The following is a 24,516-nucleotide window of genomic DNA, read 5'->3' as shown; positions in this document are numbered from 1 at the left end:
CCGAATCGGGCCGGTGGCCAGATTCGGGAGTAGGATGGATGCAGCTGATCGAGGCTATTGCGAGGTGCGAGGAAGAGCTGCGGGCCGCGATGCTGGCCGGCGATGTCGAGGCACTGGAGCGGCTGCTTGCGGAGGACATGATCTTCGTCGATCAACAGGGGGTCAGGCGATCGCGGGAGGGTGATATAGCGGCGCACCGTTCGGGCCTGCTCGACCTGAGTTCACTCGACTTTCGCGGCGACCGCCGCATTTGGTCCCACGGTGACGTGGCGAGCGTCGTCGTAACGGCCGATGTCGCGGGAACCTATGCCGGCGCGGCTTTCTTCGGGACTTTTGCCTATCTCCGGCTCTGGAAGCAGCAGGGCGACTGTTGGCAGATCATTCTCGCTCAATGCACGGCTTGTTCCTCGTCGGAACTGTGATCGAATTCTGCCTCGGGGAGGTTGAGCGCGGCATCTGTCGAGCGCGCTCTGGCCTCGCAGGCTCGGCCAGGGGTCGCACGGATGTAGGGCCGCGCGTGCACACTTGCCTCGCTTCTTGCCGGTGCGGGCGCGCGCGTTCACGGCGGGCAAGCCGCGCTGCGCGCGGCTCCGGCCACGGCTCCGCCGCGTCCGACCCGCCGCTCCCGCCCGCACGCCGCCCCGGCTGCGGCTCCGGCAAGAGTGCGGCTTTCGGCCCTTCGGGCCAGCGTTCTCGCTGCCAAGGTCAATCCGGCTTTGCGCGAAGGTTGCGGCGGATCGTTCTCAGCGCATTCTCGAGACCTTGCGAGCGATATCCGCCTTCCGGCGTTTCGCGATCGAACAGGGCGCCGTCGTCATCCCGGCCAAGCAAGAATTCAAGCGCTTCGACAAGGTCCTGATCCATGGTTGTTCTTCCCGTCACCGCGCCAGCGTCACCGATATGGGACAATGATCGGAGTAATGCTTGGTGCCCGACCCGTAGAGCGTCTCGGCAAAGCTCAGCATGTCCGCGCCGGCGCGCCGGTCAAGGACGATATGATCGATGAAACTGTCGTAGCGCGGATCGCATTTCGGTCCCGTCCCGGCATCTGCGAGACGGAGATCGGCGTTCGAGGGCGTGCCATCATCGAGCTCGGACCAGACGCGGTCGGCTGCAAGGCCGAGCCTGCGGTTCCAGTCGCCGAGCAGGGCGAAGCGCACAGGCGCCTCGGCAGCCGCATCGACCCACGCCTCTAGCGCGGGGATCTGCTCGGACAGGATCGGGCACGCCTTGGCGGTATCTCCGGCAAAGCAGCCCGACTTCAAGTGGATCGAAAGCAGACGGAGCGGCCTCGCGCGCTCAGGTCGGAGCGTGATGTCGACGCCCGAGCGCAGTTGAGGATTGCCGAGCATGAGGCTGGTCACATCGGGGTGGCGGTCGAACGCAATGGTCTTGCGGATCGCGAATCCGACAGCCTGGCGGATCACGCGCTGCGACTTGTGCTCGCCGCCGCAGGTCCCGCTGGGCCTACCGGCGCGCTCTTCCATGACGACGGTATAGCGGGCGGGGTCGAACACGCGCTCTGCCGCCGCGACACTCTCCGCTTCCTGAAACGCGATCAGGTCGGCGTCGAGCCCATCGGCTATCTGCCGCATGGCGGCATAGTCGGCGTCGGTTCGCGGCTGACATCCGTCGCCGTTATGCTCGGCAAGGAATTCGAGGTTCCAGCTCGCCAGGGTGAGCGGCCGGTCTTGCAGGACAGAGGGCGAAAAGGGCTGCGAAGCTTGCTCGGCGCCCGCGCAAGCGCTGAGCGAAAGGAGAGTAGCAGCTATAAAAAGGAGGCGCTGGTTCATCGGGCGCTTCTGGCCGCGACGCGGGGCGCTTTCAACCTCTTCGTTGGCAGCAATATTATCTGGGGAGAGAACCTCGTCTCCCGGGAACCAGGGGGAGAGACGAGGCACTACAAGAATGCGCACCTACGAGGAATTGTTCCGAATGACGTGTAATATGATATTGATTTCGATCAAGTTTACCCGAATTTCCGTGCGGTACTCGACTTTCCAACAAGGAGGTTCGTGATCCATTGTTCGGCGCGAGCTGATGTCTGGCTTCGGCGATTCATAGGGACTTCGTGATCGCGGGAACAAGGCTGGCTCCCTTGCCGTTGTTAAAGAGCCTATATCGGAGACCGATGCATGCAGCAGCAGATTGCAGTCGTGACGCTCGGGATCGCGGATCTCGTCCGGTCCCGCCGCTTCTATAGCGAAGGCTTCGGCTGGACGCCGGTGTTCGCGAACGAGGAAATCGCCTTCTATCAGATGAACGGTCTGATCCTCGGCACATGGCTTGAGGCAAAGCTCGCCGAGGACATGACGCGGACCTCGTTCGGAGGCCCGGGGGCCTTCGCGCTCGCCCATAATGTCGGGTCGGCGGAAGAGGTCGATGCAGTGATCGCGGCACTGGAGGCTGCAGGCGGGCGGGTGCTCCGGCCAGGCGATGCACCGCCGCATGGCGGCTATCGGGGCTATGTCGCCGATCCCGACGATCACGCCTGGGAAATCGCTTGGAATCCGGCTTGGCCGATCGACGCCGAAGGCCATGTGACCTTCGGCGCCTGACGTCGGGTCTTAGCCGTTGAGGCGATCCTTGACCGCCTTCGCCGCGCCGAAGCCGAGCTTTTTCGAGGCCGCGATCTGGATGGTCTCACCGGTCGAAGGGTTGCGGCCCTCGCGGGCTGCGCTTTCCTTGACCTTGAACTTGCCGAAGCCGTTTACCGATACTTCCTCGCCCTTGGCGGCGGCGTCGGCGATCGCGGCGAACACGGCGTCGACAGCCTTCTTGCCGTCGGCCTTGCTGGTTCCGAGCGCGCTAGCAACTGCGTCCGAAAGGTCGGCATGGTTCATTCAATATCTCCCTTATGCGGTCGGCCCCTCGCCGACCGGGCGGTCTCTATAGGAGCGAATATTTGCCTTCGCTATCGCGATCAACTCGCGAGGCTGCGGAAGGTGATCGACCAGCGCGCCGTCTCGATCGGCGCGATGCTATGTTCCCACGCGTGCCGCGCTTCGCCGGTGAAACGATAGATCGAGCGGGGCGCGAGCGGCAGTGCAAAGCGGTCGAACTTGTCTCCTCGGCGGCGCCGGAAGCGCATCGCCGCCTCTGCTCCCAGCGAAATGCCGACGACATGCTCGAAGACGGGCCGGTCTTTATGCCAGCCGATGCCGGCCCCGGGGCCGTATGAAATCAGCAGCGCCTGCGCGAGGGCGCCCGGCGGAAGTTCTGAAAAACGCTCGGCGCGAGCGGCGATCGGCGCGAGCCAGTCGGGGATCGGCGCGGCGCGTGCGAAAACCCCCGTCTGGAAATCATAGCTCCATCCGAATGAGCGGGTGAGGCGTTTGCCCTCCCATTGCTGGAATTTGAAGGCCTCGAGCCCAGCATGTTCGATATGGGCTATGAGCGCCGCTTCCTCGGCTTCCGTGACGAAGGCTTCGGCCGCTTCGAGACCGGGAAGCAGTGCACGGCCAAACAGATCGGCCTGCGCCGGGGCACTTTTGCTGACAGGGTTGTGTTTCATGTCCTTGCGAGTGCGTTCAGCTTCGCCGCGATCGCTTTCCAGCGCTCGACGCCCGCATTATCCCCCGCGAGCGCGAGCGCACCGATGCGCGCTGCGACGAAGCGCGGTGCGCCCGCTCCATGCTGCTTTTCGACGGCGAGGGCGCAGGCCCAGAGATGGCGGTCTTCGGTGAGCATCAGAGCAGGGTCGGCATATCGGGGAGCGGGGGCGACGTCCTGCCGCGGTTGCTCCAGGGGTCGTTGCTATGCTCGGCAACGAGGCGGTCGCCCGGATATTTGCGCACGAGCCCGAATGCTTCGTCGGCGGGCGCGTGCAGCCAAGTCTCATGATCTTCGGGACGGAGGATCACCGGCATGCGGTCGTGGATATCGAGCAGTTCCTCGGTCGCGTCCACCATCACGCCGGTATAGGCGTCGCCCCATTCGTCGGTGGGGCGCCATAGTCCCGCCCAGGCCGCAAGCGGCTGATCGGTGACGCTGACCCAGGTCTTCGTCATTGCGCCTTTTTCGCCGACGGCTTCGGCAAAGGCGGTGAACGGGATCAGGCAGCGATGCGCCGGCTGGGCAAACCATTGGCTCCACATACCATAAGGATTGAAGAGCTGATCGTCGCGTGCGTTGTTCGTCGGGCTCGGCTTGTTAGGCAGGCCCGTCTTCTTGCTTTTGGAGTGGCGCGGAAAACCCCAGGTCATCGAGCGCAGGACGCGCTTTCCCTGCTCTTCGCGGACGACCATGCCCGAATAGCCGGGATACACATCCTCGGCGCTGTTGAACGCCGGTACGGGGAGGTCGACGCCGAAATGCGCCGCAACCTCGGCCGCGCTTTTGCGCTCGGTGTAGAGATTGCACATGGACGTCAGTCTATCAGCATCGAGCCGGGAAGGAAGGGCATGGGGGGAAACGGCGCTCTGCTAGAGCAGCGCTTGCTGGGGCCGCGCGCTCGGCGGCAATTTGCCGCTGCGCCAAAGATCGTCGGTATGCTCGGCGACAAAATTTTCTGCGGGCGGTGGCGGACGAAACTGGAAGCCGATGACATCCTTGATCGAGCCGTGGAGCCAGCGTTCATATTCATGGGGCATGAGGAGGACGGGCATGCGATCGTTGGTGGGATGCACGAGCTCGTTCGCGTCCATCGTCATGCCGGCGTAAACGGGACCCAATTCGGGGGTGTTCTTGGCGAAGCCCGCCCAGGCCATGATCGGCTGGCCTTCGGCAGAGAACCAACTGCGTGTCTTCTCGCCCGGCGAGCCGTTGGGGTTCGCGAAGTGCGTCAGCGGAATGAGGCAGCGATAGCGGGGCTCGACGACGAGACCTTCCCACATCGGGTTGGTGAGATCGGCGACGAGGCCGATGCGGCCCGGCGGATCGCCGCGCAGCCGCATCTCGCGGGTGAGGCGCGGGAAGCCCCAGAGCATCTGGCGAAGGTGCCGCCGGCCGTTCGTTTCGTGGACGACGAGGCCGGGGAGGGCCTCGATCGTCTCCGAGGGAACGGCGATATCGGTAAAGCCGCCGGCGCCGAAATGATCGGCGACGTCCGAAGCCGTGGCGGCAAGGGTGTAGAGGCGGCTCATCTCTCGGGCTTCAGGCGAAAATCTTCGTCCATTTTTGGACTTGTTCCGCAAAGCTCGCCGGCTCGAATCCGAGACCGATCTCGGTTTCGACGAGCGGGGCGCTGCCGCCGGCGGCGTAGAAGCCGCTGATGTCGCTCTCGCCGAACGGGTCGAATTCCTGCGCCCAGCGATCGAGGGCGATTGCGCGCGCGTGGAGCGCGGCGCCGCCGTGATCACCGAGTCCCTGCTCGCGCGCGAAGCGCTCAAGCAGACGGCCATGCTCCGCAATGTCGCTCGGGCTCTTCACCACAAGATGCCGGATCGTCTCGATCGCGCGCGCGAGATGCGCGCCGGTGATATGGACCGCATTGATCGCGGCGAGAAAACCGCCGGGTGCGAAAAAATCATTGGCGGCAGCATGGCCGCCGATGCGGTCGTCACCTTCGGATCTGTCGAACGGGATTACGTCACCCATGGCCGGTCTTTCGTTGCGAGTCGGTCACGGAACATAGAACAAAAATGGAACAAAGGCGAATCCGTGCCGTGTCTATCAGGGGTCGACGTCGGCGGGTTGAGGAACAAGGAAGAGCGTGCGGCCCTCGACGCGCCAGGCGGCGAGCTGCGACAGGAAATTCATGCCGAGCACATCCGTATTGCCGAGCGCGGGTGAGATCACGACCTTCAGCCGCTGTACCTCGATGGCGCCGACCGCGAGCGCATCGACCGTTCCGGCCTCGGCCCGCACCGTCCCGTTCGCGGTCTGCATCAGGAGCGGCAGCAGCGTTGCATCGGCCTCGACCCCGGCTGCGCGGGCGGTCTCCTGCGATAGCGCGGTCACGGTGGCGCCGCTGTCGACGAGCATCCTTCGCTTAACGCCATTGATTTCGGCATCGACCCAGAAATGTCCGTCGCGCGCCATGGGAATGCGCACCTCGCTGCCGACGACCTGCTGTCGATCGAGACCAATCGCCGCGGTGAGGCGGCCGAGGTTCGGATCGAAGGGGGCGTGCTGAAGAATGAGGAAGATCGCGAAGGCGAGAAGCGCGAAGGAGAAGAGGCCGCGCAGCACGCGGCCGACATAGGGGATCTTGAACAGCAGGATCAAGACGAGCGCGGCGCCAGCCGCATAGATCGCGAGTTGCTCCCAAGGGAGATCGGTGGTGAGAGGCATATCGGCGGCTTTACCACCGGCCTCGTGTCGCGTGGCTGAACGATCAGCTCTCGGAGATCGTCTCGTCCTCGATCGCCGCGGTGATCATTCTTTCCCACACCCCGGCATCCCCGACTGCCAGCATGCGCCCGCTCGGCTCCCGCATCGTCTTGAGGATAGCGAGCGCCGCGGCGGTATACTCCGGCCAGAGCATGTCGACGGCATCGGCCGCCGACCGCAGTTCGCCTTCGCCGTTCCGGCTGAGCTCATGTCCGGCAAGGACCCTGGCTATCCGCTCGACCGGAGCCGTTGCTGCAGTGTCCCGAGTCATCGGCCGTGGTTCAGATAGGCGCGGACCGCGTCCGCGCTGTTTCCGACAGCATCGACCGCCTCGCGAAGTTCTTCTTCGCCCACGCCGAGGCTCTCGGTCCAATCGCGGATCTCATAATCTTCGGAAAGGCTGATCCGATCGCGATCGGAGGCGCCCGTCAGTCTCTTGTCATCCGCCATGATGGTCTCCTGTGTCTGCGCTCGCGAAGCCGGGCCGCGCGGGAGCTGCGGCCCGGCCCAGAAGGCGCAGCAATCTGCGCCTGTCTGTGCCGCGATTCTGTCGGCACCTTGCCTTCGATACCTCTTTCGCCGGTTGAGCGGAGTGGCGCTCTCAACCCCGAATGACGCGCCGACGACGGCAAGCGTTCCCGAGAAAATTTTTCGGATTAACACAGGTTATTCCGGGGATGCGGAGGCGCGCTCGGCGCGGAACTTTCTAAACGAGCCAGCGTTACCCCGGACATCCACCACGGATGAATCGGCGCAGCTTTCACCGTCCCCCGCTCACGCGGTCGGGCGACTGGCGGACTGCGTCCAGACGGGAGATTTATCATGTTCAGATGGGCTATCATCTTTGCCGTCGTCGCGCTCGTCGCGGCGCTTCTCGGCTTCGGCGGCATCGCCGGCCTTTCGGCCGACTTCGCCAAGATCTTGCTCGTGATCGGCGTCGTCCTCTTCATCGTCGCCTTCGTATTCGGGCGCGGACGCCGCACATTGCCCTGAGTTTCCGGGATGGCCGAAGTTTCCGACTTTGCCATCCTCACGGGTGCCGGCGATCACAAACCCCTCGGTCGCCGGCACACGACTATATCGCCTTCCTTTTTCGGCCGTGTCTGAGCAGCGGCCCGACACAATCCAAGTCACCCCCGACGGCCGCTATTTCGTCATTCGCGGCCGCCTTTGGCGTATGTCGAACCCGGCGCTTGAGCCTGGCCAGCGCGAGCGACTTGTTTCCGAACTAATGACTGCCCGGCGGAACGTGCGAACTGCGCTCGCAGCAAGGGATGGCGTCGCGCTTCGGCGGGCCCGCTCGGCGATCGATCGGTCGAAACGCGCGCTTGGCGAGCGCGGACCGGTGTGGTGGGACGATGGAGCCCCGGACTATAACCGGCATATGGCAGTCAACACGCCCTACGCGCGGTGGTTCGAGGACTTGGCAGGCTAAAGCTGGCCTTCATTCACCTCATAGAGGTTCAGGACTTTGCCGTCATCAGCGGAGACATGGAGCCGCGATGGAGCGTCAGCATCGCCGTTCCGATCCCGGCCGCCGGGACGATCTTCATCCGTTCGGATGCGATGCCGCGATCCTCGAGCAAATGGGCGAGGAGGCTGATCTGGGCTTCGTCGCCGGCGATTTCGATCGTCGCGGCCGGAGCCGCGCGAAGGACGGTGGCGAGGTCCGCGGCTCGGCCGAGACCGATGCTCGTCAATTTGGGCCTGTCTTCGTCGAAGCCATGAAAAGTGAATGTCTCGCTTTGGCCATCGCGCGATGCAAGCCAATCGGCCATCTCGCGCGTGAGCGATCCGGATGCTGCCGCCATCGTCGATCCATCGGGAAGCGTGACGAGCGCGCTCGTCACTGCTTCCGGCGGTGCGGCCTCAACCGGTTCGCTGCCGCAGGACTGGAGCGAAAGGGTGGCGGCACCGATTGCGAGGACGGACGTCATGAGCAATAGAATACGGGGCATCATTCATCCTCGATTCCCCTCGCAGCACCAACGCGCGACGTGAACGGATGTTGCTGCTCCCTGGCCGTTTTTAAGCCGCTGCCTGTACCTCGGCAGCATCCTGATATCGGCATATGCCGCGGCCGCTTCGCTTTGCGGTGTAGAGCGCCTCGTCGGCGAGGCTGATCAGTTGTTCAAGGTCGCGCGACAGGTCGTCGCAGACGATGTAACCGATCGACGCCGAGACGCGGATATCATGGCTTCCGACGGCAAAGGGACGCGCGATCGAGGCTGCGACGCGTTCCGCGAGCATATAGGCCTCGTCAGGATTGCCGATCTGAAGCTGGATGATCACGAACTCGTCGCCTCCCAGCCGCGCGGCAATGTCGCCTTCGCGCAAGGTTCCCGAAATTCTTCTCGCGACCGCGGTGAGCAACGCGTCGCCGACGGGATGGCCGAAGCTGTCGTTCACAGGTTTGAAGCCGTTGAGGTCGAGGCAGTGTAGTGCGATCGGGCGGAGCTTAGCGGCGCGTACATGGCGGTCGAACCATTCGCGCAGCGCCAGCCGGTTGGGCAAGTCCGTGAGCCCGTCGCTTCGCGCGAGCGAGGCGAAGGTGAGCCGCCGGCCAATGTCGTCGAGGGCGCGGGCGTGTCGTTTGCGCAAGCTGAAGATACCGCCCGCTAGGAAAGCGGCGGTCATCAGCGCGGTCGCGATGTGGAGTGGCTTTCCGGCAACGAGCATCGTGACGACCGGCGGCATGACGGCGAGAAGGAGCGCGGCGATGGCGATGCGCGGGCGAAGGCTCGTCCCCGCCGCGACGCCCGCCGCATAGCCGATGACGAGACAGATCGCGAGCTTGTCGATGGCTGGATCGGGGAGGGCAAGCGCGCGCGCCGCGAAGAAGCCGAGCATGGCTGCAAAGACGATATAGCTCGCCGCATAGCGGCGCTCGAGCCGGCGGGCCTCACCGAGTGTGATCGCGGGATTATCCGCGGCAGCTGCGTCGCACGAGGCGACGAGGAGCCGGGCGATCGAGGCGAGGACGCCGATCGCATAGGGTCCCGCGATCAGCATGTCGCCCGATTGTTCGATGATCAGCGCCCCGCAGATGAGAAAGCCGAGCGACATCACGAGCGAGGGCAGCAGGCCATCGTAGAGACTTCGGATCAGCTCGATCTCGATCGCATCGGGTGAATATTTGACCGGGGTCGACATCGCTCAGCTCCTTGCCGAGAATTACCGCCCACCGGGAGGACCGGTTCCACCTGCGGACGGCCGAACCTCCTGAAATCCCGCACGCTCAGCCTAGACCCCGAGCGTTAACAAAGTTGGAAGTGGGGCGCATCCGACGCCCAAAAAGGTAAAGCCCCGCTGCACAAGGCTGCGGGGCTTTCCTGAAGTCGGGTCCTGAGACCCGAGCTTGCAAAGTAGATACGCGCTGACCGCCAGATCGTTCCAACGGCCGTCGATTATTTTGCGACTATCGGCAGCGCACATTGCTGCGATCGATTTCGCGCCCGACGGCTGCGCCGCCGATGGCACCGATCACGGTGCCCAGCGTTTCCGACCTGCCGTCGGCGATGACGTTACCGAGCACGCCGCCGGCGATCCCGCCGACGATCAGTCCGGTCGACCCGTCGTTTCGGCGGCAGTAATATTTATTGTCGCGGCCGCGATAGATCCGGTCGTTGTCGTTGAGGCGGCGTTCGCGATAGCGTCGGTCGTTGCGATAGTAATTCTCCGCATAATAGCCGCTGTAGCGCGGATCGGGGCGGTCATAGTCGTAGCGGCCATATTGGTCGTAATAGGCACGATCATAATAGCCATAGCCGCCGTCGTCATAGGCGTAGCTGCTGCCCGTGGAGGCGCAGGCACTTACCATGGCGGTTGCGGCTGCGAGGGGAAGGATCATCAGGCGGTTCATCGGCATCACTCCATTTGGTTGCGTGCCTGGCCGACCTTGGCGGGGCATGCGCTGGCCCCTCATGATCTAGACCCCTGAAACCATGTCGAGTTCCGCCGCCTGCCATTTGAAAGCTAACGGAAATCCCGTGGCTTGATCTTGATGCCCTCGGTGGGTTGGCCGGGAATGATACCGGACCCGAGGCGGAGGTCGGGAATATAGATGTCGCGCGGATTGCGGCCGAGCGGCTTCGTCTCCGGATCGCGCGGGTCGGGACCCACGGGGCTCTTGACGACGTCGGCGCGGCCTACCTTGTAGATATCGGCGATGTCCTTGCGCTGCCCGACGCTCGCGAGCAGCGGGGAGAGGTCGTCGAGCCTTTGCGCGACGATATGGATGACCTCGCCCTCGCGCTGAACCTGACCGCGCACACCCATCATCGCGGCGCCGAGGACCACGGGGCGATATTTCTCGAAGACATTGGTCCACACGACGAGGTTCGCGACCTCGGTCTCGTCTTCGAGGGTGATGAACATGACGCCCTTTGCCGAGCCCGGCTTCTGGCGGACGAGAACGACCCCGGCGAGGTTGACCCAGCGGCCGTCCTTGATGCCGTGAAGCTCCCGGCACGTGATGATCTTTCGCGAGCGAAGCTCGTCGCGCAGGAAGGCGAGGGGATGGGCCCTGAGTGACAGACCGGACGCTCTATAGTCCTCGACGACCTCGGCGCCTTCGCCCATCGGCGCGAGCAGCGTTTCGGGTTCCAGCGCTTCGCGCTGGAGACGTCCGGCGCGTTCGTCGGCAGCCTGAAAGAGGGGAAGGGCGGCAGGTCCGAGGCCCTTCACTTCCCATAGCCCTTCCCGGCGCGAGCTTCCGAGCGAGGCGAAGCCGTCCGCGTCGCCGATCCGGTCGAGCGCGCCGCGCCCGACCCCGGCGCGGCGCTGGATTTCCTCGGCGCTGCTATAGGGCTCGCCGGCACGGGCCGTGGCGACCGCGGCGCCATCCTCATTGGCGAGACCGCGGACCATGCGCAGACCCAGGCGCACCGCATGATATTTGCCGTTGGCCGCTTCTTCGAGTGTGCAGTCCCAGCGGCTGTGATTGACATCGATGGGCCTGATCTCGACGCCATGATTGCGGGCATCGCGGACGATCTGCGCGGGCGCGTAAAAACCCATCGGCTGGGCGTTGAGCAGCGCGGCGCAGAATGCGTCGGGATGATGGCATTTCATCCACGACGAGGCATAGGCGATGAGCGCGAAGCTCGCGGCGTGGCTTTCGGGAAAGCCGTAGGAGCCGAAACCCTCGATCTGCTTGAAGGTCTTTTCGGCAAACTCGCGGTCGTAGCCGCGGCCGACCATGCCATCGATCAGCTTGTCGCGGAAATGGCTGACCCCGCCGGTGAGTTTGAAGGTCGCCATCGCGCGGCGGAGGAGATCGGCCTCGCTCGGGGTGAAGCCGGCGCATTCGATCGCGACGCGCATCGCCTGCTCCTGGAAGAGCGGGACCCCCAGCGTCTTCTCAAGCACGCGCCTGAGTTCGGGGGTCGGGTAAGTCACCTCCTCCTGTCCGTTTCGGCGGCGGCGATAGGGATGGACCATGTCGCCCTGGATCGGGCCCGGCCGGACGATCGCGACCTGAATGACGAGATCGTAGAAGGTGCGCGGCGCCATGAGCGGGATCGACGCCATCTGGGCGCGGCTCTCGATCTGGAAAACGCCCAGCGTGTCGGCTTTGCGGATCATCGCATAGGTCGCGGGATCTTCCGCGGGAATGGTGGAAAGATCGTGCTTCAGTCCTTTGTGATCGTGCAGGAATTCGAAGGCACGGCGCATGCAGCTCAGCATCCCCAAAGCAAGGATGTCGACCTTCATGAAACCGAGGGCGTCGATGTCGTCCTTGTCCCATTCGATGACCTGCCGGTCTTCCATCGCGGCGGGCTCGATTGGCACGAGTTCGTCTAGCCGGTCGCGCGTCAGCACGAAGCCGCCGGGGTGCTGCGAAAGGTGGCGGGGCGTGTTGATGAGCGTGCGCGCGAGCTCGAGCGTCAGCGCGAGGCGCTTGTCCCCGAGGTCGAGGTTCAGCGCTTCGGCATGCTTTTCCTCGACGCCCTCGCGGCTGTAACCCCAGACCGCGCCGGCGAGCCCCGCGGTGATGTCTTCGCTAAGCCCGAGCGCCTTGCCGACTTCGCGGACGGCGCCGCGCGAACGATAACGCGTGACGACTGCGGTCAGCGCGCTGCGGGTCCGGCCATAGGTCTCGTAGATCCACTGGATGATTTCCTCGCGCCGCTCATGCTCGAAGTCGACATCGATATCGGGCGGCTCCCGGCGCTCGGCGCTGACGAAGCGTTCGAACAGGAGTTCGGACCGCACCGGATCGATCGAAGTGATACCAAGGACGTAACAGACCGCGCTGTTCGCCGCGCTGCCGCGGCCTTGGCAGAGAATCTCGCGGCGGCGGGCTTCGGCGACGATCGAGTGAACCGTCAGGAAATAGGGGGCGTAATCGAGTTCTCCGATCAATCGCAGCTCATGCTCGAGCTGCGTGCGGACCTCGGTGCTGACGCCTTCGGGGTAGCGGACGGGAGCCTTCTCCCATGTCAGCCGCTCAAGCTCCTCCTGCGGGGTGCGTCCAGGAACCTGGATCTCGTCGGGATATTGGTAACGCAGTTCTTCGAGACTGAAGGTGCAGCGCGCCGCGAAATCGACCGTGCGGGCGACCGGCGAGCTGTCCTTGAGGTAGCGGCGGAACAGGCGCTCCATCTCGGCCGCCGTCTTGATGTGGCGGTCGGCGAAGCGCTCGCGGCGATCACCAAGCTCGTCGATCGTGCATTTCTCCCGGATGCAGGTGACGACATCCTGCAGCAGGCGCCGGTCGGGCATGTGATAGAGGACGTCGCCCGTTGCGAGCGTCGGCACTTTCGCTTTGGCGGCCAAGGCTGCGAGATCGCGCAGCCTGATCGCGTCGCCGGGGCGGCGCCGGATCGTGAGTGCGAGATAGAGGCGATCGCCGAAGATGCGACTGGCGCGGGCGATCGCCGCCTCGGCTGCGCCATCGGCGCGGTCGGGAAGCAGGATCGCAAGCAGACCCTCGTTCCAGTCCTCGAGATCGGGCCAGTCGAGATGGCAGGCGCCCTTGCCGGCGCGCGTCTTTCCGACGCTGAGCAGCCGGCACATCCGCCCATAGGCCAGCTTGTCGGTCGGATAGACGAGAAGTGCCGTGCCATCGGCAAGATTGAGGCGCGTGCCGGTCAACGCGCGAACGCCGGTAACCTTCTCGGCGTCCCACGCGCGCACGATCCCGGCGACGCTGTGCCGGTCGGCGACGCCGAGCGCGGGCAGTCCGAGCATGGCAGCGGCGGTGAAGAGCTCCTCGGGCGACGAGGCCCCGCGCAGGAAGCTGAAATGCGTCGTGACCTGCAGCTCGATATAGGCCGCCCCGTCATCGGTCATGCGAAAGCAACGCTGCTTGATGGCCGCATCACGCAAATGCAGTTAAACACCGGTGGCAGTCTCAAGCGAATGCGGTTCGCTACCGGTCGCATTCTCAAGCGAATGCTCCGTGAATAAACCAGCGCATCGAACCGGTTGCGGGATTGACCCCGTCGCCGAGGCGGAAGAGCCAGTAACGGCCGCCCGTCTCGGTCTCGACCTGATAATAGTCGCGGACGGTGAGGTGGGTTTCGCCTTCGATCCCGCCCTCGCGCCACCATTCGCCTTGGAGCCGCTCGGGTCCATCGCCTTGGGTGACCCGGTAGCGTTTACGGCGCCAGATGAAGAGGCGCGGCGCATCGTCGGGGAGCAAGGCGACGACATCGACTGGTTCGGGCCGCGCTAGCATGCGCGACGGCCGCGGCCAGTCGCTCCAGCTCTCGCCTGTCTCGGGCGCGAGCGCGGGGAGGGCAGCAACCGAGCGCTCGGGCATCGCGCTCGGTCGCGGCGCCGCGCGCTGGAGCGCGCGCTGCCCGAAGCGATTGGCGAGCGTGTCGACCAGCGCGGGAAGATCGGGTCCGCGCCGTCCGATATTTTCGAGCGCGTCGGCCTGGCTCCCTGGCTGCCGCTCGGCGAGCGCGGCGACGAGGGTCATCGCCTCGATCCCGAGACCGGGATCGATGCTCTCGATCCGCGCGGCGAGCAGCTTCGCAAGATGCCGGGGATCGCGCGAGGGCGAGGCGGTTCCGACACGGATGGCCTGCGTCTGCCCGTCGACGCGGTGGAAATAGCAGTCGAGGCGCCGCGCGCCCGTTCCCGCGCGGTTGAGCTGGCCCGCGATATCGTGCGCAAGGTCGCCGATCACCTGCGCCAAGGCGTCCGCCGTCGCGAGCGGCTCCATGAAGCCGCGCCTCGCCTGCGGCAGCCCTTCGGGGAAGAGCGGTTCGATCGGCTCCGGCAGCGTGCCGAGTGCCTGGTCGAGCCGGCGATGCAGTTCGCGCCCGAACCGTTTCGCGAGCGGACCGCGTGGGCTCCCGATCAGCTGCTCGATCCGCTCGAAGCCCAATTTGCGAAGGCCTTCGACATCGGCGGACGGCAGGCGGAGCGCTGAGACGGGTAGGAGCGCGATCGCCTTACGGTGCGCTCCGGGTTCAACCGTGACAGGCCGCCCGGCGGGGACATGGCGGGCGGCCGCATGCGCGCAGCCGGCCGTGTCCGCGACCGCAATTTGCAGGCTGAGACCGAAGGCCGCGACGCGGCGGTGAAGATCCTTGAGCAAGGCTCGCTCGCTGCTGAAGATGGCCGCGCAGCCCGTGATGTCGAGCCAGAGCCCGTCGGGCGGATCAGGCGCGACAACCGGCGAATAGCGTGCACCTGCCCAGAGGGCGAGGCGACGCAACCCGTCGAGATCAGCCTCGGGCTCGGCGTCGACGACATCCAGCTCGGGCGCGAAAGCCCGCGCTTTCGTGATCGTCATGCCTGTCTGGATGCCAAGCATTTGCGCCTCGCGGCACGTCGCCGCGACGATACGCCGGCCATGGTCGGGAATCGCGGTAACGAGCGGGCGGGGCGGGGCGCTGCCGTCAGGCTGCGGCTTGCGCATCTTCCTGCGCAGCCGGTCGGTCGACCAGTGCGGCAGGAAGAGCGATACGACCCGTCGCATCGCAGCCCTCCACGATCCAGTTGTAGGGATTGCCCCCGCGCGCGCGCTCGAGCGCGACGCGCCAGCGCGCGCGTCCGATCGCGGGGATGCCGAGATCCTCGGTCGGACTCGCGGTGATGCGCCAGCGGGTCAAAGCGGCGCTGCCTTCGGCAGGCTCGCCGGCCTTGCAGGCCCGGCGGAAGATGAAGGCGGGGACGCCCGAGGCTTCGGCGGCGAGCTGCAGCCGCTTCGACGCGGTGGTGCTGTACTTCTTGACCTCGCCGACGACCCCGGCGAGCCCCGGATGGCGGAGGCACTCCTCCATCGCGAGGAGGACGTTGGTGTCGCTGCCCGCTTCGACATGAATGAGCCGGTCGGGATGCAGTCCGGCTAGATGAAGCGCGGGGGCGAAGAGATCGCGCCAGCGCAGGCACCAGAAAACCGGGCCGTCGCTCCGCGCGAGGATGCCGGCGAGGAAGATCGTGGCGCTCGCATCGTCGGCCAGTTCGGGGCTGCCGGCGAGCTCGTGGAGCGCGCCCGTCGCGATTCCGCGCGCCGGGATTCGCGAGTCGAGATCATCGATCCCGAACGGAATGACGTCATGACGCGCGCCAACGCCTTCGATTTGCGCAATTTTGGCGCGAATATCTTCAAGAACGACGGACTGGCGCATAGGTGCGGATAACTCGGTAAGCTGGTCTTATGTTCCTTCTTTGTTCTCATTGCCCGCTGTTCGTCAAGGCGCGCTGCGGCGAAGCGGTGTCATCGCTGTGGATGAAAGACCGGAAAGCGAGGGTGCCGGGGGCGCCGCCGGCCGGAGGGAGGTACGAGCCGGCGGCGGGGCATACTGAAGGTTCGGGCCCTTGCGCCGGGATGCGGCAACGGAGCGCGGAGCGGGGCAATCGCGACGGCCGCGAGCCTGGCTTTCGCGTCCGGAGTCATGATTCCGCTGAGGCCCATTGTCTCCCGTTGCATGGGACCTTTCCCGCATTGGCTGCCTGATTGCGGGGCTCGGCTCGCCTAATGCCGTCAACCCCCTGCGGGGGTTCGCCCTCGCATGCGCTCGGTGACGGCGGCTCACGGCCCCTCCTTCTGGCGCCATCGGGGATGGTCCCCGAGCATCAAAGGAGACTGAACATGGGTACCACCATTGGAAATCTGACCCTCAAGGACGACGGAAGCTACGAGGGCACGCTCGCGACCTTGATGGTCACCGTGCCGATCGCGATCGTTCCGAACGGCCGCAAGATGAAGGAAAGCGAGCCCGACTTCCGCGTGGTCAGCCGCCGGAACGGCTTCGAACTCGGCGGCGGCTGGACGAAAACCGCGCGCTCGACCGGCGCCGAATATATCTCGGTGTCGCTGTCGGCCCCCGAACTCGGCGAGATCTTCTGCAATGTCGCGAACGCGCCGGGCGACGATCCCTCGAAGAAGGTGCTGATCTGGAACGCCCCCGGCAACTGACAGCATTGCGGCTCCGCCTTCGAGCGGGGCCGCACTTTCCTTTGCAGTCATTGATTGTTTTGCAGTCAATGACTAATATCTACGCTCAAGGAGACGCGACATGGGCAGCATGACGATCAGGGGCATCGACGACGCGCTGAAGCGCCGGCTGCGGCTGCAGGCGGCAGCGCATGGCCGTTCGATGGAAGAAGAGGTGCGCGACATCCTCCGCTCGGCGCTTTCTACCGACGATGCGCCGATGGGCAATCTCGCGGCGGCCATTCGCGCGCGCTTCGCGCCGCTCGGCGGCATCGAACTCGACATTGCGCCACGCGAGGACACGCGCGAGCCCATCGATCTCTCATGATCCTCCTCGACACCAATATATTATCCGAAGTCTTGCGGGCCGCGCCTGAGCCGCGGGTTCTCGACTGGATCGGGCGGCAAGCTGCTTCGTCGCTCTTCGTGACGACGGTCACCCAGGCGGAAATTCTCTACGGTATCGCAATTCTTGACAAAGGTCGGCGGCGCGACGAACTGGCAGCCGCCGCACTCTTGATGTTCTCCGAGGATTTTTCCGGTCGCCTCCTGGCATTCGACGGCGACGCAGCGACGGCATTTGCCGAAATCGCAGCGGCACGCCGTGGCATGGGGCGCCCGATAAGCCAGTTTGACGCCCAGATCGCCGCGATCGCCCGTTCGCGGGGAGCTATTCTGGCGACGCGAAACAGCCGGGATTTCGAACATTGCGGTATCGAGATCGTCGATCCCTGGAGCAGATGAGATTTCCGTCATCGACGCGTAATCCTGCAAACCGACGCTCGATCAGCGCCATGTCTCCGGCCCGGAAGCGGCCCCACCCGCTCTCGAATAGCCGCTGATCCCTGGGCCGAGGACCGGCCTCCTTCAATCAACCCGCAAGGGGTCCCGGCGCTGCGCTTGGGCCTTCGCTTCGCTGCGGTGATTGCGGCCTGTCCCCGTCCGGCGGGGCGACTGTCGAGCGGGATGGTCCCGCTCCCCGACAGGAGCCTCGATATGCCGCTTTCAACCGCCCAATCGCTTGGCTGGAATCTCGCCCGCACGATGATGACGATCATCGTCCTCGTTGAAACATCGGCTGGATATTCGGTCATGCCGCTCGACGAGTTCGACGGCGACCCCGCTTGCATCGTCTGCGAATATGACCCGTTCAACCGCTGATATCGCGCGGGATTTCGCTCCAGGGTGGACCCGGTTCCGGTTTCACCTTCGGGGCGATTTCGCTATGCCCGCGAGGCAGATTGCGCTGCGGTGGTGGTGGAGAGCGCGTCCGACAGGAGGACGCCCGTGACCTTCATCATCATCCTCGGCGCCGCGGCCGCCATCTATATCGCCGTGCTGATGTTTCGCCTGGCTGCGGTGGCGCTTCCGCTTTACGCCGGCGTCGGCATCTCGATTTACCTCATCGGCCGCGACTTCGGCTATCCGGCATCGATCGCGGCAGGATTGCTGGTCGGAGTTCTCATCCTCGTTGCCGGACGGGCACTTTGCGCTGTCCTGCCGCCCTTTTATCGCGCGATCGTCGCGGCGGCATTTTCCGGCCCCGCCGGTTTTGCCGGTTATCAGGCCGCGAAGGGGCTGGCCGGGCTCGCGATCGGCGGAGGATATACGCTTGAGGCGCTCGGAATTGCAGGCGCTCTCGCGGCGGCCGTTGCAGCCTGGCGGGGGCTCGGGACAGCCGAGAGGAATCCCCCCGTGCGACGGAGCGCTCGGCACAGCTTGAGCCCGAACTCCTTCCTCAACCGGGTCGGTTGAAAGACTGATCTCGCGTCGAAGCCTCGCAGCATCTCGCACCAGCCCGGCCTCCGATCTGCGCCATCTGCCGGCAAGCCGCTGACGCTGGATCGCTGGCCGCAACCGCGGGCCTGCGACTTTCTTCCCCCGGCGTTCCGCCGTTCCTCGCGAGCCAAGAAAGCCTCGGCCCGCCGTCCTCCGCTTCGCTCCGGGCCTGGCGGCTGCGGCGCGCTCCCGTGCCGGCTGTCGATGCGCATCGAGGCCGCGCTGGTGCGGCCCGACATGCAGCAAAGGACATCGTCATGAGCAAGATCGGCAGCTTCAAACTCGTCTCGGGTGAATATCAGGGCGAGATCGTCACCCTTTCGGTGCAGGCCCAAGCGGTCCGTATCACCCCCGAGCAGAACCACAGCGGCAACGCCCCGAGCCACCGCGTATTCGTCGGCGATGCCGAGGTCGGCGCAGCCTGGTCGAAGACGAGCCAGGACAAGCGTCCCTATCTTTCGGTCAAGCTCGACGACCCGAGCTTCATCGCCCCGATCTTCGCGCAGCTCTTCGCTGGCGACGAGGGCGAATATGACCTGGTCTGGAGCCGTCAGAATCGCCGCAACGACAATTGATGCGGCGCCCATCGCCCGGTCTCGGCCGGGCGATGTTATATCCAATTTGAGGGCTTTAGCGTGCGTAGCTCGGATATTTTTGCGCTAAGTCCATGATGTATGCGCCGGTAACCACGCCGCCATGGGCGGGGCAATATTGGCTGAAAGCGGCGGTTTATTCTCCTCAAACGGGTCGGAGGTGCGAATGGATCAGGCAGTCGGATGGCAGTCGCCATATTTTCCGAAAATATTCGAGCGATATGATCGCGCGGACTTCGCGCAGGAATTCCTGCGCCGAAGCCCCGCCTATCGCAGCGGCTATGCCGCCGCCGCGGCGGCGCCGGGCGCCGACCGCCCGCGGCTCTTTCGGCGGCTCGCCAGCCGCTGGGGGTTGGTCTTTCGCCTTCGATCCTGATCTTCCGGCCGCGGCCGCACCCGCCCTGTGGCGGCCGCAGACCTGCGCCTTCGTCACGATCGCGCGCCCGGCGCCCAAGGGCTTTGCCGCGCTGCGCCTCGCCCAGATCGTCGACGGACCCGAGATTGCCGCCGAGTTGCTTTCGTACCGCGACTGGCATGTCGTCCTGCTCGCCGGGGGACGGCGCTATCGTCTGCTGATCCGGCGCTGCCGCGCGAACGAGCGGCTGGCGTATCTCACACCCGCCGATGGGCAGGCCGGCCTCCGTGCCTCGCTGATCATGGCGCTGCACCGTGAACTTCTCGATACGGGTGGCGCTCGTCCCGCGCCGGACTGTGTCCCGGGCGCGACCGAGCACTGGCGCCTGGTGCAATGGCTTCGCCTTCTCGACGCCATAGCCGAGGGCGCATCGGCCCGCGACATGGCAGCGGCGCTGCTGCTCGCCGAGGCGCGCCACTATTCCGCCGCCGAATGGGACGCTTCGAGCGAACGCCGCCGCATCGCGCGCTGGCAGCGCGCCGCCGTTGCCATGCGCGACGGCGGGTTCAACGCGCTGCTCGGCGCAGCCTGATCGGGACATTCCGACGCCCTTCGCTTTGTCCGTTCCGAATCCTTGGCATGATTTTCCAAAAGCGCCTCCTCGTTCCTGAACCCTGACCCGGGTTCCGGTCCTTGGCAGGAGGCCCCATTGTCCGATCGTCCTACGCCCGTCGTCGCCCGCTATCTGAGGACGCCGGAGGCAGCCGTCCATTTGAGCCTGTCGGCGGCGACGCTCGAGAAGCATCGCTGCTACGGGACGGGACCGCGCTATCACAAGCTTGGCGGACGCGTTGTCTATGCGATCGCCGATCTCGACGCCTGGGCGGCGATCGGACGCAAGACATCGACGTCGGATCCCGGCGTCGGCGACATCTCGCCGCTGCGCCCAGGTCGCCGCTGATGCGCCGGGGAATGGCATCGGCTTTGCCGTCGCCCATGCCGGCGGCGGTGTCTCCGCCTGCCAGCGTTCGGCTCCCCGCAGGCGGCCTGACCGACGTCGAAATGACCTGGATCGAGGGCCGGCTCGAACAGCAGCTCCGCTTCGGGCGGGTTGCCGCCGAGCGATCCGGCGGTCCGCACAAGCGCATCGCATCTTTCCGACCGGGGGCGAGCTTCGGGCTGATCGGCTGCACCATGAACGATCTCGGATGCGTATTCTGGAGCCTTGTCATCATCAGGGCGGTCGCGCCCGGTGCGCCCTATGCGACCTATCCCGGTGTTCAACCGGGAGGGGAAATTCTTCTCAGCCTTTCCGACCTCGAACCCATCCGGGCGGTATGCCGCGAGATCGACATGATCGAGGCCTCGGGCGTCGATGCTTGCGACGTGTCGCCCGATCACTGGCGCCATATCGGGCAGCGGCTCGCCGCCGCGCTGCCGTTCCGCTCCTACTCGGCCGAACGCCATGCCGCGTGGCTCCGCCACGGCGAGGCCCGGCCATGAACCGGCGGTGGCTCCGCACCACCGCTGCCTGCGGCGCGCTCTTTTGCGGGCTGTTCGGCGCGGCCGCGATTCTCGCGCCGCAGCCGCGGCTCATCTGGAACGCGAGCCCAAGCGTGCCGGTGGGGCTCTACGCCATCGACGTCGGCGCCAAGCCTGCGCGCGGCGACCTTATCGCCATTGCGCCGCCCGCGCCGCTGTCTGCCTGGCTTTCGAAGCGCGGCTATCTGCCGCGCGGCGTGCCTCTCCTGAAACAAGTCGCTGCCACTGAAGGCGCGCTCGTCTGCCGGAGCGGTGTCTTCGTCACGATCGACGGCGCGCCTGCGGCGCGCGCGCGATCGGCCGACCGCATGGGACGAACGCTGCCGCTCTGGCTCGGCTGCCGCCGGCTGGGGCGCGGCGAGCTGTTCGTCCTCGGCCTGTCTCCCGACAGCCTCGACGGTCGATATTTCGGGCCGCTGCCGGCGTCCGCCGTCATCGGCACCGCGCATCCCATTCTCACCCGCGACGCCTCCGGCGCGCCGCTTCGCTGGCGCCGTAACGGCGCGCGGCATTCCACCAACCTGCCGGACGAGGAACAGACATCATGATGATCGGAAGCTTTCAAACCGCAGGCGAGGGCTACGCAGGATCGATCCGGACCCTTCTGCTCGACGCGATGATCGCGATCGTTCCGGCTGCGCCGTCCGACGCGGAAAATGCGCCGGGCTGGCGGGTGCTGCTCATCGAGGCCGACGATGGCGTCGAGATCGGAGCGGGCTGGGACCGGAGCGGCGAATGCGCCGGTTCCTATATCGCGCTGCAGATCGACGACCCGGCCTTGCCTGCACCGCTTCGCGCCAATCTCATTCGCTCCACGCGAAACGAGGATGAATATCATCTTCTGTGGTCGCGCCCGGCACCGCAGGCGAAGGGCTGAGCGATGCGGCCTTCGGCTCGCTCGGCGCGCTTCCGCGCCATGCGCATCGCCGCTGCCGCCTTGCTGGCGCTCGCGGCGCTGCCTGCCGGTCCGGCGGCAGCGCGTGAGCAGGCTGCCGCCGCGCCTGCCGCTCATCCCTATGCACCACATGTGAGCGAGGCTTCGCAGCGGTTCGCCATTCCCGAGGCGTGGATATGGCGCGTCATGCATGTTGAAAGCCGCGGCCGATCGCGCGCCGTGTCGCACGCGGGCGCGATGGGATTGATGCAAATCATGCCCGCGACCTGGGCCATGCTGACTGCGCGATATGGGCTGGGCTCAGACCCCTTCGATACGCGCGCGAACATCCATGCGGGTGCAGCCTATCTGCGCATGATGTGGGACCGATATGGCGACGTCTCGCTCATGCTCGCCGCCTATAATGCGGGTCCCGGCCGCGCCGACGCCTATGCGGCGGGACGGCGCCGGCTTCCCGCCGAGACCATCGCTTATGTTACCGCGATTGCACCGGCGATCGGCGCATCGGGCATCGCTTCGCTCGCCCCCGCGCCGACACCGACGGCACCGTCCTGGCGCAGCGCATCGTTGTTCACCGATCGCTCCGGCGACGATGCGGCTGCGCAGCCCGGTGCAGCTCCGCTGCAATCCGGGCGCAGCGCAAATGCAGCAGAAGCTGCATCACCTCGCGCACCTGCGGCGCTCTTCGTTCCGCTTTCCGGTCGCGACCAATGATCCGTCGCGCCTCACCTTCGGTGGCTTGCCGGGACCTGTTGGCTCGGCTGTTCTGGCTCGTGTCGAAGGGGAAGGGGGCATGGCAAGATAAAAGACCGGCCAGCTCGCTGGCGGTATGTGGTTGGTTTGTCTCGGCTTTTGCGTATGGCACGTCGTCCGCCGCGCCATATTTGATGCGGGATATGTCTTCCTTTCAACGGCTTGCCGTCTGGCACGCAGCCGATGAGCGGTGACGACAATGATTTCCGGGTCAGGCCGGGACGGGGGAGAGACTCGGGGGCGGGTTCTGCTGCCCGCGGCAAGCGGCTCGCGGCGGAAGTGCGGCGCGCGGTCGCGCGTTCCGGCGCCACGCGGCTCCGGCGCGCCGGGCCTTCGCGCGGCGGGACCGGCCGCCACGGGCGCGGTCGCCGGGCGCTTGCGGTCATCCGGCGCGGCGCGGCGATGCGCCGTGTCACCGTGATGGCGCGGATCGTCCGGCATCGCGGGGCGGGGTTTCGCGCCGCTCCGCTCGGACGTCACATAGCCTATCTCGAACGCGACGGCGTGACCCGCGACGGACGCGACGCCTCTATGTTCGATGCCGCCGGCGATGAGGCGGATCGCGGAGCCTTCGCGGAGCGCTGCGGCGGCGATCGTCACCACTTCCGTTTCATTGTCAGTCCCGAGGATGCGGCCGAGCTTGAAGACCTGCGCGGCTACACGCGCGACCTGATGCGCCAGCTCGAGATCGATCTCGAGACGCGCCTCGACTGGGTCGCGGTCGATCATTGGAATACCGACAATCCGCACATCCATGTCCTGGTGCGCGGCGCCGCCGCAGACGGCACCGATCTCGTCGTCGACCGGGGCTATATGGCAGAGGGTGTGCGCGGCCGAGCGTCGGAGATCGCGACCTTGGAGCTTGGCCCCAGGAGCGAGCTTCAGGTCGATGCGGCCCTGCACCGCGAAGTCGAGGCCGAGCGCTGGACCAGCCTCGACGCCGAACTCGCGCGGCGATCGCGCGAGAATGAAATCGTCGACCTCCGTCCGGTCGCCGGGCGCGATGCGGGGACGGACCGGCACTTGTTGGGGCGCGCCGCGAAACTCGAAGCGCTGGAGCTCGCATCGCGTGTCGGTCCCGCTCAATATCTCATCGATCCGGCGGCCGAGGAGAGGCTTCGCGCCATCGGGGAACGCGGCGATATCATCAAGACCATGCACCGCGAGATGTCGGCGCGCGGGATCGCATTCGATCCTTCGGCCCTGGCAATCGGCGAACAGGGCGAACGGGCAGTCATCGGCCGCCTCGTCGCACGCGGGCTCGACGACGAACTCGCGGGCTCCGCCTATGCGATCGTCGACGGGGTGGATGGCCGAACCCACCATATCCGCTTTCCAGACCTCGAGTGGACTGGCGACGCAAAGCCTGGCGCAATCGTCGAGCTGAGGCACTGGGACGGCCGCGACGGCGCCCGCCACATCTCGCTCGCGGTTCGCTCGGACCTCCCGCTCGGCGAGCAGGTGGAGGCCCGCGGCGCGACCTGGCTCGATCGGCAGCTTGCCGCGCCCGACCGGTCGATGCGCTCGCAAGGGTTCGGCCGCGAGGTCCGGGATGCGATGAAGGCGCGCACCGCCTTTCTCGAGCGCGAGGAATTGGTGCCGCGCGGCATAGAGCGCGGGTCATCCCGGGAGCGGATCGAGACACTCCACCGCAGCGAGGTGGACGCGGCCGTTGGCGCGATCGCGGCGCGGACCGGCCTCGAGCATCGGCCATCGGCACCGGGCGAGCATGTGAGCGGCATCTACCGCGAGCGCGTGCAGCTCGCCTCGGGACGCTTCGCGATGATCGACGACGGGCTCGGCTTCCAGCTCGTGCCCTGGCGGCCAGCGCTCGAGCCGCACCTCGGAAAGCATATCAGCGGTACCGCGACAGCAACCGGCGGCATCGACTGGTCACTCGGCCGCGGCCGCGGGATCGGCATCTGAC

At 66.0% G+C, this 24,516-nt stretch carries 34 protein-coding genes; 17 read left to right on the top strand and 17 right to left on the bottom strand.

The genetic code is table 11. The features are described from left to right. Positions 1 to 38 precede the first annotated feature (38 nt). Positions 39 to 422 carry a nuclear transport factor 2 family protein gene (locus ACTJI5_RS03805; RefSeq protein ID WP_062179557.1) on the top strand — a complete coding sequence of 128 codons (384 nt, stop codon included), beginning with the start codon at positions 39 to 41 and terminating at the stop codon, positions 420 to 422. Positions 423 to 705: 283 nt separating this feature from the next. On the opposite strand, the gene ACTJI5_RS03800 is transcribed toward ACTJI5_RS03805, so the two are convergent. After that, positions 706 to 864, bottom strand: coding sequence for a hypothetical protein (locus tag ACTJI5_RS03800; RefSeq protein ID WP_171013847.1), 159 nt, complete (start codon positions 862 to 864; stop codon positions 706 to 708). Positions 865 to 878: 14 nt separating this feature from the next. Next, positions 879 to 1,793: an endonuclease gene (locus ACTJI5_RS03795; protein ID WP_062179560.1), complete on the bottom strand. Its 915-nt coding sequence runs from the start codon at positions 1,791 to 1,793 to the stop codon at positions 879 to 881. Positions 1,794 to 2,135: 342 nt separating this feature from the next. On the opposite strand from ACTJI5_RS03795, the gene ACTJI5_RS03790 reads away from it, so the two are divergent. After that, entirely contained in the window at positions 2,136 to 2,558 is a 423-nt protein-coding gene (locus ACTJI5_RS03790) for a VOC family protein (RefSeq protein ID WP_137893798.1), read from the top strand. Positions 2,559 to 2,567: 9 nt separating this feature from the next. Here ACTJI5_RS03790 and ACTJI5_RS03785 read toward each other — a convergent pair whose 3' ends face one another. The 9 genes from ACTJI5_RS03785 to ACTJI5_RS03745 all read right to left on the bottom strand — a co-directional run bounded on the left by ACTJI5_RS03785 (position 2,568) and on the right by ACTJI5_RS03745 (position 6,723). Beyond that, entirely contained in the window at positions 2,568 to 2,843 is a 276-nt protein-coding gene (locus ACTJI5_RS03785; RefSeq protein WP_056350296.1) for an HU family DNA-binding protein, read from the bottom strand. A gap of 80 nt (positions 2,844 to 2,923) precedes the next feature. After that, a complete protein-coding gene (locus tag ACTJI5_RS03780) occupies positions 2,924 to 3,514 on the bottom strand; it encodes an alpha-ketoglutarate-dependent dioxygenase AlkB (protein WP_440859448.1) in 591 nt (196 codons plus the stop codon). Further along, positions 3,511 to 3,690: a DUF6961 family protein gene (locus ACTJI5_RS03775; RefSeq protein ID WP_062179569.1), complete on the bottom strand. Its 180-nt coding sequence runs from the start codon at positions 3,688 to 3,690 to the stop codon at positions 3,511 to 3,513. The genes ACTJI5_RS03780 and ACTJI5_RS03775 overlap by 4 nt, the downstream gene beginning before the upstream one ends. Further along, positions 3,690 to 4,364, bottom strand: a complete 675-nt coding sequence (locus tag ACTJI5_RS03770) for an SOS response-associated peptidase (RefSeq protein WP_062179572.1) — start codon at positions 4,362 to 4,364, stop codon at positions 3,690 to 3,692. The genes ACTJI5_RS03775 and ACTJI5_RS03770 overlap by 1 nt, the downstream gene beginning before the upstream one ends. A 60-nt stretch (positions 4,365 to 4,424) precedes the next feature. Then, positions 4,425 to 5,084 (bottom strand): SOS response-associated peptidase family protein, encoded by a 660-nt coding sequence (locus tag ACTJI5_RS03765; protein ID WP_137893796.1) that lies wholly within the window; start codon positions 5,082 to 5,084, stop codon positions 4,425 to 4,427. 10 nt (positions 5,085 to 5,094) lie between these two features. Further along, on the bottom strand, positions 5,095 to 5,538 hold the full coding sequence (locus tag ACTJI5_RS03760) for a hypothetical protein (protein ID WP_062179578.1): 444 nt from the start codon (positions 5,536 to 5,538) through the stop codon (positions 5,095 to 5,097). A 75-nt stretch (positions 5,539 to 5,613) separates the two neighbouring features. Beyond that, the gene (locus ACTJI5_RS03755; RefSeq protein ID WP_252170965.1) at positions 5,614 to 6,234 is read right to left on the bottom strand and encodes a retropepsin-like aspartic protease family protein; all 621 of its coding nucleotides are present in this window, start codon (positions 6,232 to 6,234) and stop codon (positions 5,614 to 5,616) included. A gap of 43 nt (positions 6,235 to 6,277) precedes the next feature. Then, complete coding sequence (locus ACTJI5_RS03750) at positions 6,278 to 6,544, bottom strand: hypothetical protein (RefSeq protein ID WP_137893792.1); 267 nt, start codon at positions 6,542 to 6,544, stop codon at positions 6,278 to 6,280. Next, the gene (locus tag ACTJI5_RS03745; RefSeq protein ID WP_137893791.1) at positions 6,541 to 6,723 is read right to left on the bottom strand and encodes a DUF3606 domain-containing protein; all 183 of its coding nucleotides are present in this window, start codon (positions 6,721 to 6,723) and stop codon (positions 6,541 to 6,543) included. The genes ACTJI5_RS03750 and ACTJI5_RS03745 overlap by 4 nt, the downstream gene beginning before the upstream one ends. Before the next feature lie 372 nt (positions 6,724 to 7,095). On the opposite strand from ACTJI5_RS03745, the gene ACTJI5_RS03740 reads away from it, so the two are divergent. Next, a complete protein-coding gene (locus tag ACTJI5_RS03740; protein ID WP_077029184.1) occupies positions 7,096 to 7,266 on the top strand; it encodes a DUF1328 domain-containing protein in 171 nt (56 codons plus the stop codon). A gap of 470 nt (positions 7,267 to 7,736) precedes the next feature. Here the strand turns inward: ACTJI5_RS03740 and ACTJI5_RS03735 are convergent, their stop codons facing one another. From ACTJI5_RS03735 to ACTJI5_RS03710, 6 genes are all read right to left on the bottom strand, one after another. Further along, complete coding sequence (locus tag ACTJI5_RS03735) at positions 7,737 to 8,231, bottom strand: hypothetical protein (RefSeq protein WP_440859447.1); 495 nt, start codon at positions 8,229 to 8,231, stop codon at positions 7,737 to 7,739. Positions 8,232 to 8,301: 70 nt separating this feature from the next. Next, entirely contained in the window at positions 8,302 to 9,426 is a 1,125-nt protein-coding gene (locus ACTJI5_RS03730) for a GGDEF domain-containing protein (protein WP_062179597.1), read from the bottom strand. A 265-nt stretch (positions 9,427 to 9,691) separates the two neighbouring features. After that, positions 9,692 to 10,135 carry a glycine zipper 2TM domain-containing protein gene (locus ACTJI5_RS03725; protein WP_062183763.1) on the bottom strand — a complete coding sequence of 148 codons (444 nt, stop codon included), beginning with the start codon at positions 10,133 to 10,135 and terminating at the stop codon, positions 9,692 to 9,694. 113 nt (positions 10,136 to 10,248) lie between these two features. Further along, positions 10,249 to 13,569: an error-prone DNA polymerase gene (locus ACTJI5_RS03720; RefSeq protein ID WP_440859446.1), complete on the bottom strand. Its 3,321-nt coding sequence runs from the start codon at positions 13,567 to 13,569 to the stop codon at positions 10,249 to 10,251. A gap of 94 nt (positions 13,570 to 13,663) precedes the next feature. Further along, the gene (locus ACTJI5_RS03715) at positions 13,664 to 15,211 is read right to left on the bottom strand and encodes a DUF6504 family protein (RefSeq protein WP_440859445.1); all 1,548 of its coding nucleotides are present in this window, start codon (positions 15,209 to 15,211) and stop codon (positions 13,664 to 13,666) included. After that, a complete protein-coding gene (locus ACTJI5_RS03710; RefSeq protein ID WP_054727824.1) occupies positions 15,132 to 15,863 on the bottom strand; it encodes an ImuA family protein in 732 nt (243 codons plus the stop codon). The genes ACTJI5_RS03715 and ACTJI5_RS03710 overlap by 80 nt, the downstream gene beginning before the upstream one ends. A 464-nt stretch (positions 15,864 to 16,327) precedes the next feature. Between ACTJI5_RS03710 and ACTJI5_RS03705 the strand changes: the two genes are divergently transcribed. From ACTJI5_RS03705 to ACTJI5_RS03640, 14 genes are all read left to right on the top strand, one after another. Next, positions 16,328 to 16,654, top strand: coding sequence for a DUF736 domain-containing protein (locus tag ACTJI5_RS03705; protein ID WP_054727820.1), 327 nt, complete (start codon positions 16,328 to 16,330; stop codon positions 16,652 to 16,654). Between the two features lie 100 nt (positions 16,655 to 16,754). Continuing rightward, positions 16,755 to 17,000, top strand: a complete 246-nt coding sequence (locus ACTJI5_RS03700; RefSeq protein ID WP_054727818.1) for a FitA-like ribbon-helix-helix domain-containing protein — start codon at positions 16,755 to 16,757, stop codon at positions 16,998 to 17,000. After that, complete coding sequence (locus ACTJI5_RS03695; RefSeq protein ID WP_137893785.1) at positions 16,997 to 17,416, top strand: type II toxin-antitoxin system VapC family toxin; 420 nt, start codon at positions 16,997 to 16,999, stop codon at positions 17,414 to 17,416. Before ACTJI5_RS03700 ends, ACTJI5_RS03695 begins: the two co-directional genes overlap by 4 nt. 252 nt (positions 17,417 to 17,668) lie before the next feature. Further along, positions 17,669 to 17,833, top strand: coding sequence for a hypothetical protein (locus ACTJI5_RS03690; protein WP_167346271.1), 165 nt, complete (start codon positions 17,669 to 17,671; stop codon positions 17,831 to 17,833). Positions 17,834 to 17,959: 126 nt separating this feature from the next. Further along, a complete protein-coding gene (locus ACTJI5_RS03685; RefSeq protein WP_137893783.1) occupies positions 17,960 to 18,427 on the top strand; it encodes a hypothetical protein in 468 nt (155 codons plus the stop codon). 281 nt (positions 18,428 to 18,708) lie between these two features. Further along, positions 18,709 to 19,026, top strand: a complete 318-nt coding sequence (locus tag ACTJI5_RS03680) for a DUF736 domain-containing protein (RefSeq protein WP_054727811.1) — start codon at positions 18,709 to 18,711, stop codon at positions 19,024 to 19,026. Positions 19,027 to 19,147: 121 nt separating this feature from the next. After that, positions 19,148 to 19,420 carry a transcriptional regulator domain-containing protein gene (locus tag ACTJI5_RS03675; protein WP_368389942.1) on the top strand — a complete coding sequence of 91 codons (273 nt, stop codon included), beginning with the start codon at positions 19,148 to 19,150 and terminating at the stop codon, positions 19,418 to 19,420. Continuing rightward, a complete protein-coding gene (locus ACTJI5_RS03670) occupies positions 19,326 to 19,991 on the top strand; it encodes a DNA -binding domain-containing protein (RefSeq protein WP_440859444.1) in 666 nt (221 codons plus the stop codon). Before ACTJI5_RS03675 ends, ACTJI5_RS03670 begins: the two co-directional genes overlap by 95 nt. Positions 19,992 to 20,108: 117 nt before the next feature. Continuing rightward, positions 20,109 to 20,360 (top strand): helix-turn-helix transcriptional regulator, encoded by a 252-nt coding sequence (locus ACTJI5_RS03665; RefSeq protein ID WP_054727809.1) that lies wholly within the window; start codon positions 20,109 to 20,111, stop codon positions 20,358 to 20,360. A gap of 11 nt (positions 20,361 to 20,371) precedes the next feature. Continuing rightward, positions 20,372 to 20,902: a DUF2840 domain-containing protein gene (locus tag ACTJI5_RS03660; protein ID WP_440859443.1), complete on the top strand. Its 531-nt coding sequence runs from the start codon at positions 20,372 to 20,374 to the stop codon at positions 20,900 to 20,902. Then, on the top strand, positions 20,899 to 21,489 hold the full coding sequence (locus ACTJI5_RS03655) for a S26 family signal peptidase (protein WP_440859442.1): 591 nt from the start codon (positions 20,899 to 20,901) through the stop codon (positions 21,487 to 21,489). Before ACTJI5_RS03660 ends, ACTJI5_RS03655 begins: the two co-directional genes overlap by 4 nt. After that, on the top strand, positions 21,486 to 21,818 hold the full coding sequence (locus ACTJI5_RS03650; RefSeq protein ID WP_440859441.1) for a DUF736 domain-containing protein: 333 nt from the start codon (positions 21,486 to 21,488) through the stop codon (positions 21,816 to 21,818). Before ACTJI5_RS03655 ends, ACTJI5_RS03650 begins: the two co-directional genes overlap by 4 nt. Before the next feature lie 3 nt (positions 21,819 to 21,821). Beyond that, positions 21,822 to 22,550 (top strand): lytic transglycosylase domain-containing protein, encoded by a 729-nt coding sequence (locus tag ACTJI5_RS03645; RefSeq protein ID WP_439511633.1) that lies wholly within the window; start codon positions 21,822 to 21,824, stop codon positions 22,548 to 22,550. A 222-nt stretch (positions 22,551 to 22,772) separates the two neighbouring features. Next, positions 22,773 to 24,515, top strand: a complete 1,743-nt coding sequence (locus tag ACTJI5_RS03640) for a relaxase/mobilization nuclease domain-containing protein (RefSeq protein ID WP_440859440.1) — start codon at positions 22,773 to 22,775, stop codon at positions 24,513 to 24,515. Position 24,516 lies beyond the last annotated feature (1 nt).

Origin of the sequence: Sphingopyxis sp. 22461 (assembly GCF_052044915.1) — a bacterium.
Classification (GTDB): domain Bacteria; phylum Pseudomonadota; class Alphaproteobacteria; order Sphingomonadales; family Sphingomonadaceae; genus Sphingopyxis.
This window is presented reverse-complemented; position numbering and strand designations above follow the sequence as displayed.

What these genes read in the sequence shown, in the direction of transcription:
- ACTJI5_RS03760 (WP_062179578.1), bottom strand. Translation starts at nt 5,538, where the DNA reads ATGGGTGACGTAATCCCGTTCGACAGATCCGAAGGTGACGACCGCATC.
- ACTJI5_RS03640 (WP_440859440.1), top strand. Translation starts at nt 22,773, where the DNA reads ATGAGCGGTGACGACAATGATTTCCGGGTCAGGCCGGGACGGGGGAGA.
- ACTJI5_RS03695 (WP_137893785.1), top strand. Translation starts at nt 16,997, where the DNA reads ATGATCCTCCTCGACACCAATATATTATCCGAAGTCTTGCGGGCCGCG.
- ACTJI5_RS03775 (WP_062179569.1), bottom strand. Translation starts at nt 3,690, where the DNA reads ATGCTCACCGAAGACCGCCATCTCTGGGCCTGCGCCCTCGCCGTCGAA.
- ACTJI5_RS03780 (WP_440859448.1), bottom strand. Translation starts at nt 3,514, where the DNA reads ATGAAACACAACCCTGTCAGCAAAAGTGCCCCGGCGCAGGCCGATCTG.
- ACTJI5_RS03700 (WP_054727818.1), top strand. Translation starts at nt 16,755, where the DNA reads ATGGGCAGCATGACGATCAGGGGCATCGACGACGCGCTGAAGCGCCGG.
- ACTJI5_RS03650 (WP_440859441.1), top strand. Translation starts at nt 21,486, where the DNA reads ATGATGATCGGAAGCTTTCAAACCGCAGGCGAGGGCTACGCAGGATCG.
- ACTJI5_RS03755 (WP_252170965.1), bottom strand. Translation starts at nt 6,234, where the DNA reads ATGCCTCTCACCACCGATCTCCCTTGGGAGCAACTCGCGATCTATGCG.
- ACTJI5_RS03725 (WP_062183763.1), bottom strand. Translation starts at nt 10,135, where the DNA reads ATGAACCGCCTGATGATCCTTCCCCTCGCAGCCGCAACCGCCATGGTA.
- ACTJI5_RS03690 (WP_167346271.1), top strand. Translation starts at nt 17,669, where the DNA reads ATGCCGCTTTCAACCGCCCAATCGCTTGGCTGGAATCTCGCCCGCACG.
- ACTJI5_RS03680 (WP_054727811.1), top strand. Translation starts at nt 18,709, where the DNA reads ATGAGCAAGATCGGCAGCTTCAAACTCGTCTCGGGTGAATATCAGGGC.
- ACTJI5_RS03805 (WP_062179557.1), top strand. Translation starts at nt 39, where the DNA reads ATGCAGCTGATCGAGGCTATTGCGAGGTGCGAGGAAGAGCTGCGGGCC.
- ACTJI5_RS03770 (WP_062179572.1), bottom strand. Translation starts at nt 4,364, where the DNA reads ATGTGCAATCTCTACACCGAGCGCAAAAGCGCGGCCGAGGTTGCGGCG.
- ACTJI5_RS03750 (WP_137893792.1), bottom strand. Translation starts at nt 6,544, where the DNA reads ATGACTCGGGACACTGCAGCAACGGCTCCGGTCGAGCGGATAGCCAGG.
- ACTJI5_RS03655 (WP_440859442.1), top strand. Translation starts at nt 20,899, where the DNA reads ATGAACCGGCGGTGGCTCCGCACCACCGCTGCCTGCGGCGCGCTCTTT.
- ACTJI5_RS03710 (WP_054727824.1), bottom strand. Translation starts at nt 15,863, where the DNA reads ATGCGCCAGTCCGTCGTTCTTGAAGATATTCGCGCCAAAATTGCGCAA.
- ACTJI5_RS03720 (WP_440859446.1), bottom strand. Translation starts at nt 13,569, where the DNA reads ATGACCGATGACGGGGCGGCCTATATCGAGCTGCAGGTCACGACGCAT.
- ACTJI5_RS03790 (WP_137893798.1), top strand. Translation starts at nt 2,136, where the DNA reads ATGCAGCAGCAGATTGCAGTCGTGACGCTCGGGATCGCGGATCTCGTC.
- ACTJI5_RS03730 (WP_062179597.1), bottom strand. Translation starts at nt 9,426, where the DNA reads ATGTCGACCCCGGTCAAATATTCACCCGATGCGATCGAGATCGAGCTG.
- ACTJI5_RS03800 (WP_171013847.1), bottom strand. Translation starts at nt 864, where the DNA reads ATGGATCAGGACCTTGTCGAAGCGCTTGAATTCTTGCTTGGCCGGGAT.
- ACTJI5_RS03740 (WP_077029184.1), top strand. Translation starts at nt 7,096, where the DNA reads ATGTTCAGATGGGCTATCATCTTTGCCGTCGTCGCGCTCGTCGCGGCG.
- ACTJI5_RS03795 (WP_062179560.1), bottom strand. Translation starts at nt 1,793, where the DNA reads ATGAACCAGCGCCTCCTTTTTATAGCTGCTACTCTCCTTTCGCTCAGC.
- ACTJI5_RS03705 (WP_054727820.1), top strand. Translation starts at nt 16,328, where the DNA reads ATGGGTACCACCATTGGAAATCTGACCCTCAAGGACGACGGAAGCTAC.
- ACTJI5_RS03670 (WP_440859444.1), top strand. Translation starts at nt 19,326, where the DNA reads ATGCCGCCGCCGCGGCGGCGCCGGGCGCCGACCGCCCGCGGCTCTTTC.
- ACTJI5_RS03675 (WP_368389942.1), top strand. Translation starts at nt 19,148, where the DNA reads ATGGGCGGGGCAATATTGGCTGAAAGCGGCGGTTTATTCTCCTCAAAC.
- ACTJI5_RS03735 (WP_440859447.1), bottom strand. Translation starts at nt 8,231, where the DNA reads ATGCCCCGTATTCTATTGCTCATGACGTCCGTCCTCGCAATCGGTGCC.
- ACTJI5_RS03765 (WP_137893796.1), bottom strand. Translation starts at nt 5,084, where the DNA reads ATGAGCCGCCTCTACACCCTTGCCGCCACGGCTTCGGACGTCGCCGAT.
- ACTJI5_RS03745 (WP_137893791.1), bottom strand. Translation starts at nt 6,723, where the DNA reads ATGGCGGATGACAAGAGACTGACGGGCGCCTCCGATCGCGATCGGATC.
- ACTJI5_RS03645 (WP_439511633.1), top strand. Translation starts at nt 21,822, where the DNA reads ATGCGGCCTTCGGCTCGCTCGGCGCGCTTCCGCGCCATGCGCATCGCC.
- ACTJI5_RS03660 (WP_440859443.1), top strand. Translation starts at nt 20,372, where the DNA reads ATGGCATCGGCTTTGCCGTCGCCCATGCCGGCGGCGGTGTCTCCGCCT.
- ACTJI5_RS03715 (WP_440859445.1), bottom strand. Translation starts at nt 15,211, where the DNA reads ATGCGACGGGTCGTATCGCTCTTCCTGCCGCACTGGTCGACCGACCGG.
- ACTJI5_RS03785 (WP_056350296.1), bottom strand. Translation starts at nt 2,843, where the DNA reads ATGAACCATGCCGACCTTTCGGACGCAGTTGCTAGCGCGCTCGGAACC.